Source organism: Pontixanthobacter luteolus (assembly GCF_009828095.1).
Lineage (GTDB): Bacteria > Pseudomonadota > Alphaproteobacteria > Sphingomonadales > Sphingomonadaceae > Pontixanthobacter > Pontixanthobacter luteolus.
Map to the genome: position 1 here is coordinate 113,728 of NZ_WTYP01000001.1, position 15,002 is coordinate 128,729.

Consider the following 15,002-nt stretch of genomic DNA (forward strand, 5'->3'; position numbering starts at 1 on the left):
GCGATTACCGCGCGGGCGCGCTGTCCAGTTCGCGCATCAGCGATGATGGATAGGGTTGCAGCAAGGTGCTGGCACGGTCCCAGCTGCCATACAGCCAGATATGGCGCGCACGTTCGTCAGACGGCAGGATCACCGGCATACTGTCCTTGCCCATTGCCTTGTATGCCGCGTTAGGCTCGCACGTCATCATCGCGAAGCTGGGCACTTCGCTGTCTTTCCAGACCCCAGCAAACGCAAACAGGGGCTGATCGCCCGGCGCGATCCAGTGCTGCGCGCGGCGGCCATCGCCGGGGCTTGCCTTTCCCCACTCCATGAAGCTGGTCGCCGGAATCAGGCAGCGAAACTCGCTATTGCGCAGATTGCCGATCCAGAACGGGCTGGCTGCATTGCGGACTGTCGCCACACCGCGCGTGCTGGCGTGGGCAGATGGCGGCGGCGGCACGCCCCACAGACGCGGAGTGATCCGCGGCTTGGTATGCTCCTTGCGCGGGCCAGCGATGAATTCGCGGCCACCGGTTACGATCGGGGCGAAACTACCCGGCGCTGCATACCCGCCCGCCCACGGGTCATCGCCGGCCGACACGCCGAATATCTCGGCAATTGAGGCTGATCCGGTATCGAGGCGGTAGAGCAGGGTCATGGTCAGGCAGCCGAAAGCTACTCGAAATTTGCCGCGAGATTTTCAAATCCGGCCGCAAAATCCGTCTTGAAGTCCTGAACGATGGTTCCGACGCCTCGCTGATCGTTGACCAGCCCCAGACCCTGTCCGACCCAATAGGTTGCCAGCTGGCGTGCCTCGGGATTGCCTGCAACTGCCGCTGCATCGATTGCGCGCAGGACCGGCTCTGCCAGCAGGCTCATCAGCGGCATCGGCAATGCGGGCAGGCCTGCCGCATCCCATCGTTCATGCCAGGCGGTGCGCAGCTGGCGGCTGTATTTGCCGGTCCGGTGTTTTGACCGGATGGTATCGCGCGATCCTGCCTCGACCATTTTCTGGCGGAACACCTCGCTGGTTTCCGCTTCGGGCGATGCCAGCCATACGCTGCCGCACCACGCCCCTGCGGCCCCCATTGCCATCATGCCGGCCATCTGCCGCCCGTTCATGATGCCGCCTGCGGCAAGCACCGGGATGTCAGCGCCAGCCTGCTCTATGGCTTCGATGACCTCGGGGACCAGAATGATAGTCGACACATCGCCGCAATGGCCGCCGCCTTCGCCGCCTTGGGCAACGATGATATCGACGCCTGCCTCCACTTGTTTCAGCGCGTGTTCTTTCGCCCCGACCAGCGCAGCCACCGGGATACCGTGTTTCTTGCCCGCCTCGATCATCGCGGGCGGGGCGGTGCCCAGTGCGTTGGCGATCAGGCGGACTGGATGGTTGAAGCTGACTTCCAGCAATTCCTGGCCCAGCGAAGTGTTCGGTGCCTGCGATCCGCCCTGCGGCGCGCCCGTATCGTCCCCGATCCCGCATTCGCGCAGCAAATTGCGGGTGAAGTCGCGGTATTCAGCCGGGATCTGCGCGATGATCGCATCGGCGCTGACCGAATTGTCGACCGCCTGCACCTCGGGGATCAGCACATCCACGCCGTATGGCTTGCCTTCGACGTTGTCGTCGATCCAGGCGAGTTCGTGTTCCAGCTGCTCAGGGGTGTAGCTTACCGCACCGAGGACTCCAAAACCGCCCGCGCGGCTGGCTGCGGCAACCACATCGCGGCAATGCGAAAACGCGAACAGCGGAAATTCGCATCCCACCATCTCTGTCATCCGGAACGGCATTTCTCTCTCCCTTTGGCCTGCTGCGCCGTGATCCGTTCGAATTGGCCCCGCGTCAAGGATGACGGCCGCCGCGCATTTCGCGGACGCTGAATCCTGTGCTGGACTGGATGGGCGCAAGCCCCTACCATTGCTGGCATCCCCGGGGAGCCAGCTTTGTTGATTGGCTGAGAGGGGCAGGTTGCGCTGCCCGACCCGTTGAACCTGAACCGATTAGCATCGGCGGAGGGAGCGGAAGGCCTTTCCTGCGCCAGGCGGAGGGAACCGGGCATCCGTTCTCCCGCAATGGAGAGCACTGACATGGCCGACATCAACTCGCACATCGAAATTGGCGTAACCACCGGGCCGATCCGCGGCAGCCGCAAGGTGTATGTAGAAAGCCCCCGCAACCCCGACGTGAAAGTCGCCATGCGCGAGATCGAACTGGAACCGACCAGCGGCGAACCGCCGGTGAAGGTTTATGACACCTCCGGCCCGTACAGCGATCCCAATGCGCAGATCGACATCAACAAGGGCCTGCCCCAGCTGCGCCGCGACTGGATCATGGGCCGCGGTGATGTGGAGGAATATGACGCGCGCGAAGTGAAGCCCGAAGATAACGGCCAGCTTGGCCCTGATCGCAGCGGCGGCGTTCCCGGTTATCCGAACGTCGTCAAACGTCCCCTTCGCGCCAAGGCCGGCCACAATGTCAGCCAGATGCACTATGCCCGCAAAGGCATCATCACGCCCGAAATGGAATATGTCGCCGTGCGCGAAAACCTGGGCCGTGAAATGGCGCGCGAGGCGGCGAGCGGCGGCGAGAGCTGGGGCGCCAGCATCCCTGGCCTGATCACCCCCGAATTCGTGCGGGACGAGGTTGCCCGCGGCCGTGCGATCATCCCCAACAACATCAACCACCCGGAAACAGAACCGATGGCCATCGGGCGCAATTTCCTGGTCAAGATCAACGCCAATATCGGCAACAGCGCAGTCGCATCGGATGTCGCATCCGAAGTGGACAAGATGGTCTGGGCCACCCGCTGGGGCGCGGATACGGTGATGGACCTGAGCACAGGCCGCAACATCCACGACACCCGCGAATGGATCATCCGCAATTCATCCGTCCCCATCGGCACCGTGCCGATCTATCAGGCGCTGGAGAAAGTCGGCGGGGTGGCCGAAGACCTGACGTGGGAAATCTTCCGCGACACGTTGATCGAACAGGCCGAACAGGGCGTCGATTACTTCACCATCCACGCCGGTGTGCGCCTGCCTTACGTGCCGATGGCGGCGAAACGCGTCACCGGCATCGTGTCGCGCGGCGGCAGCATCATGGCGAAATGGTGTCTCGCGCATCACAAGGAAAGCTTCCTCTACGAACATTTCGACGACATCACCGAAATCATGAAGGCGTATGACATCGCCTATTCGCTGGGTGACGGCCTGCGCCCCGGCAGCATCGCCGATGCCAATGACGAGGCGCAGTTTGCAGAGCTGTACACGCTGGGCGAACTGACCCACCGCGCTTGGAAAGAAGACGTGCAGGTCATGATCGAAGGGCCGGGCCACGTGCCCATGCACAAGATCAAGGAAAACATGGAAAAACAGCTGAGCGTGTGCGGCGAAGCGCCTTTCTACACCCTCGGCCCCCTCGTCACCGATATCGCGCCGGGTTACGACCACATCACCAGCGGCATCGGCGCGGCGCAGATCGGCTGGTACGGCACCGCCATGCTTTGCTACGTCACACCGAAAGAACACCTCGGCCTGCCCGACCGTGACGATGTGAAAGTCGGCGTTGTCACCTACAAACTGGCCGCCCACGCCGCCGATCTGGCAAAGGGGCACCCGGCCTCGCAAGTCCGCGACGATGCCCTGTCAAAAGCCCGCTTCGAATTCCGCTGGCGCGACCAGTTCAACCTGTCGCTCGACCCCGAAACGGCAGAGGAATATCACGACCAGACCCTGCCGGCAGAAGGCGCAAAGACCGCCCATTTCTGCTCCATGTGCGGGCCGAAATTCTGCTCGATGCAGATCAGCCAGGAAGTACGCGACTTCGCGGCGAAACAGAACCAGTCCCCCGAAGGCTTCCTCGCCAGCGAAAAACTGGGCGCGGACACCGCCGAGGCGAGCCGCTTGGCGGCTGAAGAGGGGATGCGCGAGATGGCGCAGGTTTATAAGGAGAAGGGCGAGCGGTTGTATTTGCCGGAGGAAGAGTCTAGCTAGAATTTCCGATTAAAGGCAGAGATATGACGATTACTATCGGCTTTCGGTCTTCGCCGAAAGAAGTCAGCTTCGCGGTTTACGATTCAGATGATCGGCGGGTTTTGAATGTCGAAACCCTACTTGTACCGATGGCCTTTGATGAGCCGCAGGCGCTAAAATTTGTACGTTCTAATGTATTAGACATTCTTCGCGAATACTCAGTGGAGTATGCTGGGATTCGCCTGACCGAACCCGCCGCCCAATCGATAGATTTTCGGAGAATACACATCGAAGGCGTGATTCAAGAGGCGTTCGCGAGCAGTTCGCTTCTCGGTTTCTACGCTGGCCCCATAGCTGTGATTTCGCGCCTGCTTGGGATGGATCGCACTCAGTTTAAGCCTGCTGTCGGCGGTGAAAATGTTTTAGGAATCGAAAACTGGGGCGAGATGAAGGCCAATCAACGGGAAGCCATACTGGCTGCAGTGGGGGCAAGTCGTGTTTAAACCTTACACCCGCGCACAGGTGGATTTCGACCTCCGTGATTCTATTGGCGACGAAGGCAAAAATTCAGAAGCGTATGTAGCCTACGATCCGCAAATTGACGCGACAATAGTGATCAAGGTAATCGAGAAAGCAAAAATAGAGGAGGAGTTGTACTTCGCTGAATCTCAAACGATGTATCGCTCCTCACATCCGAATGTCGTCCCTATCCTTTATGCGTGTCAGGACGACGATAAGATTTACATAGCAATGCCGTACCTAGAAAATGGATCGGTAAAGTCTTTAATCTCTGAACGGTATCTCACCGTCAGAGAGGTCGTTTCGCTATCATGCCAAGTGCTCAGCGGGTTGCACAACGTGCACTCCAAGCGCCTCGTTCATTTCGACGTAAAACCGGACAACATTCTGCTGACCGATAGAGGTGAAGCTGTTCTATCCGATTTCGGGCTCGCGAAAGCTATGGCTGCCAATGGGGCAGCAGAGCAGGATCGTTTCTATTTCAAGAATAGGCCCCCCGAAGCCCTTCGAGGCGGTTACGAGTTCGGTCCGACCTTTGACATATATCAGTTCGGGCTGTCGCTTTATCGCATGTTGAACGGGGACGATGCATTTTACGGCCAGTTTGGCACCTTTTTTGACGATGCCGGCCAATTTGACAGAGATGCATTCAAGTTTGACGTTAGGAATGGCCGCTTCCCGGATAGAGGGTGCTTTCTGGAACATATACCTGAGCGATTGCGCCGAGTTTGTAAGAAGTGCCTCTCTCCAAATCCCGACGACCGATATCAGTCTGCCGTTCAAGTCAGCAATGATCTCGCGAAGGTTGACCTTTCCTGCATGGATTGGGCGTACACGGAGAACGAGGGTTGTAGAACTTGGAAAAAGAACGTAGGGGGAACAGGGTACGAATTTGTGGTTCAACCGACTGGAGTCACGGAAATGACAAAATCGGTGAATGATGGTGCCGCACGGCGCATCCGAAAGTACTGCAGCGGCGGTATGACTAACAGAGAAATTCGGACTGCACTCGGCGAAGCCTCGTGAAAAAGGCCATTCGGAACCAGCCAAAGTCCTATTTGACGCGTTCGAAACTCGTTTCTGTCGGCGCAAAGGGATTGAATACCAACCGAAAAAAGGTTGCGAGGCGGAGATCGAAGTTGGCCACCGAACCTATGGATCCTTTGGGTTATATCAGCTTGGTAGATTAGCCTTCCAAGGAGTTCCCAGGGATTTCCGGGGACATTATACTTAAGCCGCCACCACCAGCTTCTCCACCAACGCCCGCAGCTCGCTCGGCGTCGTGTGCCCGGCGACAATCTCGTGATAGCCGATGCCTGCTTTGCGCAGAGCTTCTTTCTTCACCGCATCGCGGGCGGCGGCGCTGCCCTGGTGGTGGCCGCTGCCTTGGTATTCCAGCGCGTGAACGACGCGGCATTTCTCGTCCATCAGCGCGAAATCGACGCGTTTTGAATTGACGCATAGATAGGCGTCCTTGTCTTCGCTGGCGAGAAATTCGCCCAGCGATACCTGCGCCATCACCTGCCATGCGGGATTGCGGGCGATCACTGCGCTGTCCAGCGCCTGAAACACTTTCGCCTCTGGCCGGTTCAGCAGCGCGCGGGGTGAGAAATCCGCCCGCATCACCGTTTTCAGCTGGTCGCCAGCCAGATCGGCCGCGCTCGCCTGCCGCTTTTCAGCTGCCTTGACGACCCTGAGGCCGCCTTTCTTCCGGGCGTTGCGCCCGCGCCAATAGGCTTTGCGTTTTTCGCGGTCGGCCTTTTCAAAGGCGCGTTCAAGAAACATCCCGATCGCTGCGCCAATCGCGAGTACGATCAGCAAGGCTATTGGCCGATCGAGCAAGTAGTTCGCAGTCTCCATAGGCGCGGAATATTATGCAAATCTGGAGAAATAGTGAAACTGGCTGTGTGTGCGGGGGGAGCTGGCGGGGCACCGGACACCATCTCGCGCCCGGTGCTCCAACGATCAGTTGCGTGTGGTCTCAGGCGTTCTTCATATTCTCCAGCCCCTTGATGGCGCCGGGCTTGGTCGAAGGCTGCGAAGCGTTGGTTTTTACCTTTTCCTTCTTGGGTTTGCGGGCTTCGCGGTTCGATTTCTGTCCTTTGGACATGGTGTTTCCAATCGGGGCGGAATGCCCCGCGCGCAGCCTACGCCCTTTTCGCAGGACGCTTGCATGAAATCGGCCGGGGTGTGATCGGGCAGGGCGATCAACTGAACTTGTCCACCGCACGATTTGCCAGCCGCAAGCTGGCGGCCTAGCTCACGGTCCACCGGGGTCGCTCTTGGAGAGGGCTTCGTTATGCTTGGCAAATACACATATCTGCAAGCCGCGCTGGTGGTTTTTGGCGCGATTTTCTGTCTGGTCTATCCGCTTGCGCTGGTCTGGCCCGCAGGCTGGATGTGGCACGAGGGGCCGCCGCTATCCAACCATTATTATGCGATGATCCTGGGCGTGTACTTCACGCTGGGGGTTATGCTGATGCTCGCCGCGCGCAATCCGGCAGAGCATCGCTCGCTGATCCGTTTCACCATCTGGTCGAGCGTGGTTCACGCGCTGATCATGGCGGTGCAGGCGTATGGCGATCCGATGCATAGCGGCCATTTGCTGGGCGATGTTCCGGCGCTGCTGCTGGTCGCCGTGGTCCTGTGGTGGCTGACGCGAGGGGCGGAAAAGCCAGCGTCCGCCGGATAGAGCGAGCGCGCGCAGGCAGGGGCACGGGCCGCGATACGCCCGTGCCGCCTGCCATGCGTTCGGGCAGACTGCCGTGAAAGAGGGTGGAGGTGATTGGTCGTTAGGCCGAACGGACCGTTTCCGCCGGACGGCCCATGCCGCGAATGATCGGCGCGCTAGCGCTTCTTCACGAACTCCGCGCGCAGAACGAGGCCCTTGATACCCGGATATCGGCAATCGATTTCCTGTGCGTCACCGGTCAGGCGAATGCTTTTGATCAATGTACCTTGCTTCAGGGTCTTGCCCGCGCCCTTGACCTCAAGATCCTTGATCAGGGTGACCTGGTCGCCATCGGCCAGCAAATTGCCAACCGCATCGCGCACCTCGATCTGATCATCGTCGTCGCCGGGGTCCGCCAGACCTGCCGCTTGTTTTGCCGCGAGCTCCGAGGCCGGCATCCATTCGCCGCTGTCCTCGTCATAAACGTAATCTTCGTCGGCGTTCTGGTCTTCTGTGCTCATCGCCGCGATATGGGCCAACCGGCATCGCTTGTCGAGCCAGCCAATGGGAAGGGTGGGCGGCGCCGCCAATCAGATGTTTGGCCAAGGCGCCGCGCCGTTCCCGAAGTGCCGCGAAGGGCCCTAGCTATGCGCGCCCGGATGGTTTTCGAACGCGAACTGCTGCGATGGCGCTATTCCCCAAGATGCATAATAGGCGATCTTGTTGCTGTTCGGGTCGAACGGGAATGTCTGCTGCGCCGGGGCCAGCCCGATCAGGACATCGTCTTCAATGCCGAAATTGAACCGCATTTCAGTGCCCGGTGCGATGCCCTGGTCAGCCGGGTTGAAGGTATAGACCTGGTTCTTGAACAGGTTGCGGTAATCGCCTGTCTTGTTGATCCGCACGATCCCGCTGACGGCGGCACCCTGGAACAGTTCGAAACGGAAAATAGGCTCGCCCGGCCGCGCTGCGTGAGGGTCTGCTGTCGCGGCAAGGTTGTTGATCAGCGTCTGGCGTTGTTCACCCATTTCGGTTTCCAGATGCACCGCCATCTGCGACCAGATCCGCGGGCCTTTCTTCAAAGCTTCCAGAAATGCCGGGGCACCGATTTCATCGACGGCACTGTTGAAAATATCGTTGAAACACGAATTCTTGTCAGCAATCACAGCCGCAGTTTTTGGAGCATTGTTTTCTTCCGCCAGGTCGACGCCGGATTTCCGGGCTTTAGCTTCTGCAATATCCATTTCACTCATCCTCTAAAACATATTGAAAAATATTAAGAAAAAGATTTGTCTTTTTCTTCATGCGGATGCGATTCCTCGGCCTATGGGAGAACCCTTAGTCCGAGTCGGATCTTTTTATTGGACAAATACGAAACCGGACTCGCCAGCGCCGGCTGCCCAGTGGCTTGGCGCGTTGCGAATGATCAGGACAGCGCATGGTTTCGGGCGCCCTTGTCATTGCCCGGTTTGCGCACAATGATGCGCGCAGAGGAAAGGGAGGAATCGCCATGACGCAACATCTAGAGGGCCGCTGCCTGTGCGGGGCAATCAGCTATTCAGTGGCGGGGGAGCCGGCCGGTCAGCTGGTGTGCCATTGCCGAGATTGCCAGCGCCAGACGGGCAGCGCCTGCTCTACCATCATGGGCGTCCCGGCGGCTGCACTGACGATCAACGGAGAGCCGTCGGTTTTTCAGCATGAGGGTGAAAGCGGGCGCAGCGTGAAGCGTTTCTTTTGCGGCGACTGCGGATCGCCGTTGTTCACCGAGGCCGAGGCATCACCCGGGGTGATGTGGGTGAAAACTGGCACGCTGGACAATCCAGATGCCTTCACGCCCCAGGTGCATATCTGGTGCGTCAGCAAGCAAAGCTGGCTCGAAACCGGCGACGTGCCTGCGGCTGAGCGCAATCCATGAATGTGCAGTCGTCCGGAGAAAGCCTGTGAACTTCTGGCGCGCAGTTCTGGCTCTTGCGGCGCTGTATAATCTGGTCATCGGCGGAGGCAACATGGCCGCGGCGGAGCCGGGCAGCCAGATGCAGATTACCGGTCTGCTGGTGGCATGTTTCGGCATTGTCTATGCGATCTGTGCGTACGATATCGCTCGCTTCCGCCCGGTGTTATGGGCTGGAGTGATCGGAAAGGCGGGGGTCATCGCCATGCTCGCCCCGCAGGTTGCCAGCGGCGCACTTCCTGCAGCAACCGGCTGGATTCTGACGGGTGACGCGCTGTTCACCTTGTCTTTTCTTCTGATCCTGCTTTGGGGGAAGGGTGAGGGCCGCGCTTAGCGTTCTGGAACTGACAATGTCGCTATCGTCCTATAAATGAAACGGATGAAATGATTTCTTTCCGCATGTAATCAACGGGAGGATGGCATGGCAGGCAATTTAGACGGCACACTAAATACTTCAAACATTGTGATGAATTCGATGATTGATTGCGGTCATCTGCGAATTCCCCAGATCGAGGCATTTTTCGCTCATCTGCAAGAAGATGAAGCGCAGGTGATGGCCCTGTTCGGGTTCATCGAAAATCCTGTGCACCCGCCGCGCGTGCCCCCATCGGGCAACATTGAGTTCGGCTTCATGCTGTATTGGATCCACCATCCCCCGGTAGAGCTTCTCGCCTTGCTGGCGGAGTATCCAGTGCTGGACCAGTTCTTCACCTGTTTCCAGCAGATGGCACCGGCGTCAAAGATAACCCAGGCGGATTATCACGCGGTGACCGATGCAATTGCGGATGGCGGCGTTGCATGGACCGATGGAACCATGATCGGAACCGGCAAATATGAACAACTGGACCCGAGATGGGCGATTGCCGCGATCAATTACGCGGTGAATCTGGTGTTCCCTTCCACTCTGGAAACTTTTCGAAAGGGTGCCAAGCCTGATCTGCCTGCACCGGTTCCGTTGCAGTCTTCGGGCGGGGAGGCGCTCTCACTGGCCATCGTCGGAGATTGGGGGGCAGGCAGTTATTCCGAAACGAATGGTGAAATCTGTCCGGCTATCCGGGTCCGTGACCAGATGGACAATAGCGATGTGACGACGGCAGACTATTTCATCCATCTGGGCGATACATACTACGCCGGAACCGGGGCATGGCGTGCCCCAAGCAACGAGGAAACACACAACCTGTATGACCTTTGGCCGCAGGACTGGGCCGGGAAAAGCTACACACTCAATTCCAACCATGAAATGTATGGCGCAGCTGAAGGATACTATAACACTGCGCTTCAGTCTGGCGGCAAATTCAGCGCCCAGGCTGGCTTCAGCTATTTCGCGCTGACATACGGCGAATGGCTGATCCTTGGCCTTGATTCCGCATATTACTCGGACGCAGGCAACGCCACGCCAGCGCATCCGCACAATTTCTACATGGAGGGGGCGATAGGATCGCCCGTGCATACCGCGCAGACCGATTGGCTGGCGCAGTTCAAAACGCACACCGGCCCAATCATGGTGATGACCCACCACACGGCTTGCGACCTCACCGGGGCGCAGACAAATCTGCTTTATCAGCAGGTCAAGGATGCTCTGGGGCGGGGGCCCACTCTCTGGTACTGGGGCCATCTGCACAACGGCATTGTGTATTCCCAGCTCGACGGATCAGGCGGGGGGAGCCCGACAAAGGGGCGCTGCTGCGGTCATGGTTCGATACCATTTGGCAGAGCTTGGGGGCTGGAAGACAGCAGCGGCAATTTGCTGCCCAACATCGAATATTTTGCCCGCACTCCCGATCCGAAAGCACCCAATGGCAAAGTCGATAACGCAAAAACGCGGATGCGAAACGGGTACGCTGTGGTCGATCTGTCGTCTGATGGCGGATGCACCGAAAAATTCTACGAAGTCGATACCAATACCCCGGTCTGGTCCCGCAGCTGGAGCGCGGGCGAGCTGGCTTAGCCTGCGCGTTTCAGGCGGTGCAGTATCTGATCGAGCGATTGGAGGAAGTTTGAGCGGTCCGCCTTGCTGAATGGCGGCGGACCGCCGATCCCGTCAGCAGCTGCCATGCCTGACCGCAAATCGGCCATGATCGCCCGCGTTGCGATCGCGCTGCCGATCATATCGGCTGTAAACGGCTTGCCGTTATGGCCCAGTACCTGAGAACCGGCGCCAATGCACCTTTCCGCAAGCAAGATATCGGCGGTGATGACGATGGTTTGCGCGTTGGAATTTTCTGCGATCCAGTCATCGGCCGCGTCAAAACTGTCATCCACCAGAACGCGCGAGACCAGCGGGCTGTCGGGAATGCGAAACGGCGAATTGCTGACGACTTTCACTGCGACGCCGTATCTTGCGGCAACTTTGTAAATCTCTGCCTTTACCGGACACGCATCGGCATCAATCAGTATTTCAATGTTGGGTCGATCAGCCAATATCAGCTCTCCAAATATACCCTTCCGATGAAGCAAATGGCTGGCATTGCAAGACGAAGTGGCTATTATTTTGACACGCTGTGCCGCAGCACGTGCATTAATGGGGAAGGGGATCGGGTCGCATGGTCACAGGTTTCAAACACAGTATCGCCGTTCTGGGCGGGGCACTTACGCTCGGCATCTCATCGCCGGCAGCCGCGCAGGATTACAGCATCTTTATCGCCGATGTCATCGGACAGACGATCGCAAACATGAATTTTTCGGCGGGCGGGCCAACCTGCATGACCGGCCTCGCCATGTCGGACAAGGAAGTGGATGAGGCGCGCTTGCCAGCGCCGCGTGTGATGCAGCAATACTTCGATGCTGCGCGTGACGGCGGGCCGAAAAGCACGCAGTTCAAGCTTGGCAAGAAAACGCGCTGGCAGGCTGGCGATATCGTGGCCGGGGCTGACACGCTGAACGCGCAGAGCGATCCGCTGGCTGTGGCTGGCAATCGGCTGGAGCAAGAGGCGCTGCGGTTCTACCGCGCGGGCAATCACATGACAGCGCTAGGCCAGTGGGCCGTGCTGGCACCCGATGATACGGTGGCGGGCGTCTATACCGGCCTGTTCGAACGCGAAAGCGGTGAATGGCTGCTTCGCGAGTTGGACATCTTCACTGCCGATCAAATCGTCGAACCCGCGGCGCAGTATTGTCTGGAGCCGGGCGATGTGACCGCGTTCAAGATCTCTTCAGCGGAAAACTGGGTCAAGACAAGCGAGGACCAGCTGGAAAAAGCAGAGGAGAAACTGGCAAAGCAGCAGGTCAAGCAGCAAGAGATCGAAGCGAAGGCCGCGAGCAAGCCCAACAGCAAGGGCCTGAAAACCAGGGTGCAGCGGATGCGCGATGTAACGGAGCTTCGCATCGCCAAGGTCGATGAGAAGAAGGAGCAACTTGCCAAGGCGAAAGAGCAATTGGTCAAGATGCAGGACGGGAAGCGTGAGCTGGACGAATTGGCAGGCGAAGCCCGCCTTGCGCAGCGTTTCAGGATAGTCGAAAAGGAAGAGGAGGCGGCTGCCTCCCAATCGCCAGCGGAATAAGGATGGTTGCAACCATGCCAGGAATGAAGAGACTTTGCGTGATCGCGGCACTGCTGGCCGCGCCTCTCGGGGCCTGCAACAATGATCAGGCTTCTGGGATTGTCACTGCCGAAAGCGCGCAATCGTTCGACGGTATTTCCGAAGCCGAAACGCTGCGGTTTATTGGAAACGAGCCATTCTGGGGCGGGCAAGCCACGGGCGACACTTTGATTTATTCGACACCGGAAAATCCCGATGGTTCGGAAATCACCGTCAAACGGTTCAGCGGACTTGGCGGACTTGGTTTAAGCGGCACGCTTGCCGGTGCTTCCTTCGACATGGCGGTCACACCCGGCGAATGCAGCGATACCATGTCGGATCGCACCTATCCGTTCACAGTGACACTCGTTATTGGTGAAGATAGCCGGACCGGTTGCGGCTGGACAGATGCACAGCCTTTTTCCGGTCCGGAGAGTCCATAGCGAATAACGTTCAAGGCTCAGCCTTCGAAGGTGGTTTCCAGCGTGATTTCGCAGTTGAGAAGTTTCGAGATCGGGCAGTTTTCCTTTGCACCGGCCGCGATTTCTTCAAATTCCGACCGCGAGATGCCGGAAACATTCGCCGACAGCTTCAGTGCTGACTTGGTCACTGTGAAACCGTCTCCGTCCTTCTCAAGAGTTACGTCGCAAGTTGTGTCCAGCGTGCCTTGCTCATGCCCGGCCTTCGCCAAGGCAAAGCTGGTTGCCATCGTAAAACAGCTGGCGTGCGCTGCGGCGATCATTTCTTCGGGATTGGTGCCCGGATCATCTTCGAAGCGGGTGTTGAACCCGTAAGGTGCGTCAAGCGCGCCGGACTTGGTCGCGACGTGGCCTTTCCCATCCTTGCCGAGGCCTTCATATTTGGCTGATGCTGTGTTCACGGTCATGTTTGGATTCCTTTGTAATGTCTGATGTTGGCGCGCGGCGGCTTCAGCGGCGCGAAGTTTGCGGCGAAGAAAGTACCGTGATCGTCGCGGCGCCTGATCTCTCGGCTACCCTGACGACCGGTCGGCCGCTGGTCTGCCCCGAAGCGGCGATGCTCTGAGTCTGGTAAATTGAAATTGTGTGGTCGCGGCCAGCGGGAGCCTCGTCGTTCGCGCTGTCGATGCTCTTTCCGGTCAGCGGATGGACTGACAAAGCCGGTGTGCTGGCCAATGTGTTGTTATTTTCATTGGATACCAGCCGGTATCCATCTTCAGTGCGCATTTCGGTATAACCATCGATGCGGGCCTGATCGAACGGCTCGGCTTCGGAACGGGCAAAATATTTGTCGGCTGCTGCGGCATATGCCGAATCGGCGCGGGCTGTATGGCGCACCTCTCCGTTCACCTTCATTACCGAGACGTGGCCCGGCGGGGGGCTGAGGCGGGATACGTCATCATGCCCAACCGCAAGCGAAACGCCATGCTGCGGAACGGCCTCAAGGCCGCGTGTCTTGCGCGCCAGTGGATCGGTGTCGATCGATGTCCCAACAACTGCGCCAGAAGTCATGGCGGCCGCCACACCAATGAAAATAAACGAGAGTTTGCGCATTTCGCGATCCTTGCTGCTTCTTACCATACCAATGGGGATCGCTGATTTCGGTTCCGCGCTATGTCGTCGGAGCCGCAAATTTCGCCGAAATTGGGCGCGCTTGTGAAGGTGCAGGCAGCAATCGTTAGGTAAATGGCGTCGCGCGTGCTACTAGAGTTTCGCTGACGTCGAATTTGCGACGGACTTCGGTACTATGACTACGGTGACGGCGCGGCTTTTTGCCCCCATTTCACCACGGCTGGCGACGACTTCCTTTCATTTCACGATCTGATGCATACCCGCTAGCGGCGATACTGCTGCAGCGGTCCTACGTTCTCGAAAGGAACGCCAATATGACTACCGGAACAGTAAAATTCTTCAACGCCGACAAGGGCTATGGTTTCATTCAGCCTGAAGACGGCGGCGACGACGCATTCGTTCACATCACTGCTGTCCATGCCGCTGGCATGCAGACGCTCGATAAGGAACAGCGCGTCAATTTCGAACTGGAAACAGGTCGTAACGGCAAGACGTCTGCGGTAAATCTCTCCGCTGCGTAATTGCTTTTGAAAACCGGGCGTCGCCAAGTGCGGCGCCCGGTTTTTCGCTAACTGGAACGCAGGAGGACTGAGTTGAGTCAGAATTTCGAATTCTACAATACCCGTGCCAACGAGGCAGCCGCAGAAGCCAACGCTGCCACGCTTGATAATGTTCGTGAGCGCGCGCTCCGATCGGAAACTGCCTGGCGTGAAATGGCTGACCGGGCGAAGCAAATGGAAGCCGATCGCGAAACCGCACGCGTCGATCGTGAGAAACGCCAAGCCGAACTGGCAGCCTCTGAAGCAGCAGAAATCAGCGAACCCCTGACTGCCTGA

At 58.5% G+C, this 15,002-nt stretch carries 20 protein-coding genes and 1 riboswitch; of the genes, 11 read left to right on the top strand and 9 right to left on the bottom strand.

Features of this window, described 5'->3' with window-relative positions; translation table 11 throughout:
- Positions 1–4: 4 nt before the first annotated feature.
- Together GRI43_RS00440 and GRI43_RS00445 are read right to left on the bottom strand one after the other, a co-directional pair.
- A complete protein-coding gene (locus GRI43_RS00440) occupies positions 5–640 on the bottom strand; it encodes an SOS response-associated peptidase family protein (protein WP_160729162.1) in 636 nt (211 codons plus the stop codon).
- Between the two features lie 17 nt (positions 641–657).
- Entirely contained in the window at positions 658–1,776 is a 1,119-nt protein-coding gene (locus GRI43_RS00445) for an NAD(P)H-dependent flavin oxidoreductase (RefSeq protein WP_160729163.1), read from the bottom strand.
- 130 nt (positions 1,777–1,906) lie between these two features.
- Positions 1,907–2,021: riboswitch (TPP riboswitch) on the top strand.
- A gap of 52 nt (positions 2,022–2,073) precedes the next feature.
- On the opposite strand from GRI43_RS00445, the gene thiC reads away from it, so the two are divergent.
- From thiC to GRI43_RS00460, 3 genes are read left to right on the top strand one after another with little or no spacing between them, the layout of a single operon-like run.
- Entirely contained in the window at positions 2,074–3,978 is a 1,905-nt protein-coding gene (gene thiC / locus GRI43_RS00450; protein WP_160729164.1) for a phosphomethylpyrimidine synthase ThiC, read from the top strand.
- Positions 3,979–4,001: 23 nt separating this feature from the next.
- Positions 4,002–4,460 (top strand): hypothetical protein, encoded by a 459-nt coding sequence (locus GRI43_RS00455; RefSeq protein ID WP_160729165.1) that lies wholly within the window; start codon positions 4,002–4,004, stop codon positions 4,458–4,460.
- Positions 4,453–5,502, top strand: a complete 1,050-nt coding sequence (locus GRI43_RS00460) for a protein kinase domain-containing protein (RefSeq protein WP_160729166.1) — start codon at positions 4,453–4,455, stop codon at positions 5,500–5,502. Before GRI43_RS00455 ends, GRI43_RS00460 begins: the two co-directional genes overlap by 8 nt.
- A gap of 204 nt (positions 5,503–5,706) precedes the next feature.
- Here the strand turns inward: GRI43_RS00460 and GRI43_RS00465 are convergent, their stop codons facing one another.
- On the bottom strand, positions 5,707–6,336 hold the full coding sequence (locus tag GRI43_RS00465; RefSeq protein ID WP_160729167.1) for a DUF2726 domain-containing protein: 630 nt from the start codon (positions 6,334–6,336) through the stop codon (positions 5,707–5,709).
- A gap of 121 nt (positions 6,337–6,457) precedes the next feature.
- The gene (locus GRI43_RS14000; RefSeq protein WP_268893562.1) at positions 6,458–6,586 is read right to left on the bottom strand and encodes a hypothetical protein; all 129 of its coding nucleotides are present in this window, start codon (positions 6,584–6,586) and stop codon (positions 6,458–6,460) included.
- A gap of 189 nt (positions 6,587–6,775) precedes the next feature.
- Between GRI43_RS14000 and GRI43_RS00470 the strand changes: the two genes are divergently transcribed.
- Positions 6,776–7,168 (top strand): DUF6632 domain-containing protein, encoded by a 393-nt coding sequence (locus GRI43_RS00470; RefSeq protein WP_160729168.1) that lies wholly within the window; start codon positions 6,776–6,778, stop codon positions 7,166–7,168.
- 155 nt (positions 7,169–7,323) lie between these two features.
- Here GRI43_RS00470 and GRI43_RS00475 read toward each other — a convergent pair whose 3' ends face one another.
- Positions 7,324–7,668 carry an alkylphosphonate utilization protein gene (locus tag GRI43_RS00475; protein ID WP_160729169.1) on the bottom strand — a complete coding sequence of 115 codons (345 nt, stop codon included), beginning with the start codon at positions 7,666–7,668 and terminating at the stop codon, positions 7,324–7,326.
- 120 nt (positions 7,669–7,788) lie between these two features.
- On the bottom strand, positions 7,789–8,391 hold the full coding sequence (locus GRI43_RS00480; RefSeq protein ID WP_160729170.1) for a hypothetical protein: 603 nt from the start codon (positions 8,389–8,391) through the stop codon (positions 7,789–7,791).
- Between the two features lie 266 nt (positions 8,392–8,657).
- On the opposite strand from GRI43_RS00480, the gene GRI43_RS00485 reads away from it, so the two are divergent.
- The 3 genes from GRI43_RS00485 (at position 8,658) to GRI43_RS00495 (ending at position 11,046) form a co-directional block, all read left to right on the top strand.
- Positions 8,658–9,062, top strand: a complete 405-nt coding sequence (locus tag GRI43_RS00485) for a GFA family protein (protein WP_160729171.1) — start codon at positions 8,658–8,660, stop codon at positions 9,060–9,062.
- A 25-nt stretch (positions 9,063–9,087) separates the two neighbouring features.
- The gene (locus tag GRI43_RS00490) at positions 9,088–9,432 is read left to right on the top strand and encodes a hypothetical protein (RefSeq protein WP_160729172.1); all 345 of its coding nucleotides are present in this window, start codon (positions 9,088–9,090) and stop codon (positions 9,430–9,432) included.
- A 132-nt stretch (positions 9,433–9,564) separates the two neighbouring features.
- A complete protein-coding gene (locus tag GRI43_RS00495) occupies positions 9,565–11,046 on the top strand; it encodes a hypothetical protein (RefSeq protein ID WP_160729173.1) in 1,482 nt (493 codons plus the stop codon).
- Here the strand turns inward: GRI43_RS00495 and GRI43_RS00500 are convergent.
- Positions 11,043–11,501 (bottom strand): YaiI/YqxD family protein, encoded by a 459-nt coding sequence (locus tag GRI43_RS00500; RefSeq protein WP_160730547.1) that lies wholly within the window; start codon positions 11,499–11,501, stop codon positions 11,043–11,045. The two genes, GRI43_RS00495 and GRI43_RS00500, sit on opposite strands and share 4 nt — an antisense overlap.
- Before the next feature lie 140 nt (positions 11,502–11,641).
- On the opposite strand from GRI43_RS00500, the gene GRI43_RS00505 reads away from it, so the two are divergent.
- Both GRI43_RS00505 and GRI43_RS00510 read left to right on the top strand, forming a co-directional pair.
- Positions 11,642–12,598, top strand: coding sequence for a hypothetical protein (locus GRI43_RS00505; protein ID WP_160729174.1), 957 nt, complete (start codon positions 11,642–11,644; stop codon positions 12,596–12,598).
- A 23-nt stretch (positions 12,599–12,621) separates the two neighbouring features.
- Positions 12,622–13,059, top strand: coding sequence for a COG3650 family protein (locus GRI43_RS00510; protein WP_160729175.1), 438 nt, complete (start codon positions 12,622–12,624; stop codon positions 13,057–13,059).
- 17 nt (positions 13,060–13,076) lie between these two features.
- Here the strand turns inward: GRI43_RS00510 and GRI43_RS00515 are convergent, their stop codons facing one another.
- Together GRI43_RS00515 and GRI43_RS00520 are read right to left on the bottom strand one after the other, a co-directional pair.
- A complete protein-coding gene (locus tag GRI43_RS00515) occupies positions 13,077–13,502 on the bottom strand; it encodes an OsmC family protein (RefSeq protein WP_160729176.1) in 426 nt (141 codons plus the stop codon).
- Positions 13,503–13,545: 43 nt separating this feature from the next.
- Positions 13,546–14,148 (bottom strand): hypothetical protein, encoded by a 603-nt coding sequence (locus tag GRI43_RS00520; protein WP_160729177.1) that lies wholly within the window; start codon positions 14,146–14,148, stop codon positions 13,546–13,548.
- A 332-nt stretch (positions 14,149–14,480) separates the two neighbouring features.
- Between GRI43_RS00520 and GRI43_RS00525 the strand changes: the two genes are divergently transcribed.
- Together GRI43_RS00525 and GRI43_RS00530 are read left to right on the top strand one after the other, a co-directional pair.
- Positions 14,481–14,687: a cold-shock protein gene (locus tag GRI43_RS00525; RefSeq protein WP_160729178.1), complete on the top strand. Its 207-nt coding sequence runs from the start codon at positions 14,481–14,483 to the stop codon at positions 14,685–14,687.
- 72 nt (positions 14,688–14,759) lie between these two features.
- On the top strand, positions 14,760–15,002 hold the full coding sequence (locus tag GRI43_RS00530; RefSeq protein ID WP_160729179.1) for a hypothetical protein: 243 nt from the start codon (positions 14,760–14,762) through the stop codon (positions 15,000–15,002).

Coding starts and splice junctions, on each gene's coding strand:
- GRI43_RS00440 (WP_160729162.1), bottom strand. CDS start 640: ATGACCCTGCTCTACCGCCTCGATACCGGATCAGCCTCAATTGCCGAG.
- GRI43_RS00445 (WP_160729163.1), bottom strand. CDS start 1,776: ATGCCGTTCCGGATGACAGAGATGGTGGGATGCGAATTTCCGCTGTTC.
- thiC (WP_160729164.1), top strand. CDS start 2,074: ATGGCCGACATCAACTCGCACATCGAAATTGGCGTAACCACCGGGCCG.
- GRI43_RS00455 (WP_160729165.1), top strand. CDS start 4,002: ATGACGATTACTATCGGCTTTCGGTCTTCGCCGAAAGAAGTCAGCTTC.
- GRI43_RS00465 (WP_160729167.1), bottom strand. CDS start 6,336: ATGGAGACTGCGAACTACTTGCTCGATCGGCCAATAGCCTTGCTGATC.
- GRI43_RS14000 (WP_268893562.1), bottom strand. CDS start 6,586: ATGTCCAAAGGACAGAAATCGAACCGCGAAGCCCGCAAACCCAAGAAG.
- GRI43_RS00470 (WP_160729168.1), top strand. CDS start 6,776: ATGCTTGGCAAATACACATATCTGCAAGCCGCGCTGGTGGTTTTTGGC.
- GRI43_RS00475 (WP_160729169.1), bottom strand. CDS start 7,668: ATGAGCACAGAAGACCAGAACGCCGACGAAGATTACGTTTATGACGAG.
- GRI43_RS00480 (WP_160729170.1), bottom strand. CDS start 8,391: ATGGATATTGCAGAAGCTAAAGCCCGGAAATCCGGCGTCGACCTGGCG.
- GRI43_RS00485 (WP_160729171.1), top strand. CDS start 8,658: ATGACGCAACATCTAGAGGGCCGCTGCCTGTGCGGGGCAATCAGCTAT.
- GRI43_RS00495 (WP_160729173.1), top strand. CDS start 9,565: ATGAATTCGATGATTGATTGCGGTCATCTGCGAATTCCCCAGATCGAG.
- GRI43_RS00505 (WP_160729174.1), top strand. CDS start 11,642: ATGGTCACAGGTTTCAAACACAGTATCGCCGTTCTGGGCGGGGCACTT.
- GRI43_RS00510 (WP_160729175.1), top strand. CDS start 12,622: ATGAAGAGACTTTGCGTGATCGCGGCACTGCTGGCCGCGCCTCTCGGG.
- GRI43_RS00515 (WP_160729176.1), bottom strand. CDS start 13,502: ATGACCGTGAACACAGCATCAGCCAAATATGAAGGCCTCGGCAAGGAT.
- GRI43_RS00520 (WP_160729177.1), bottom strand. CDS start 14,148: ATGCGCAAACTCTCGTTTATTTTCATTGGTGTGGCGGCCGCCATGACT.
- GRI43_RS00525 (WP_160729178.1), top strand. CDS start 14,481: ATGACTACCGGAACAGTAAAATTCTTCAACGCCGACAAGGGCTATGGT.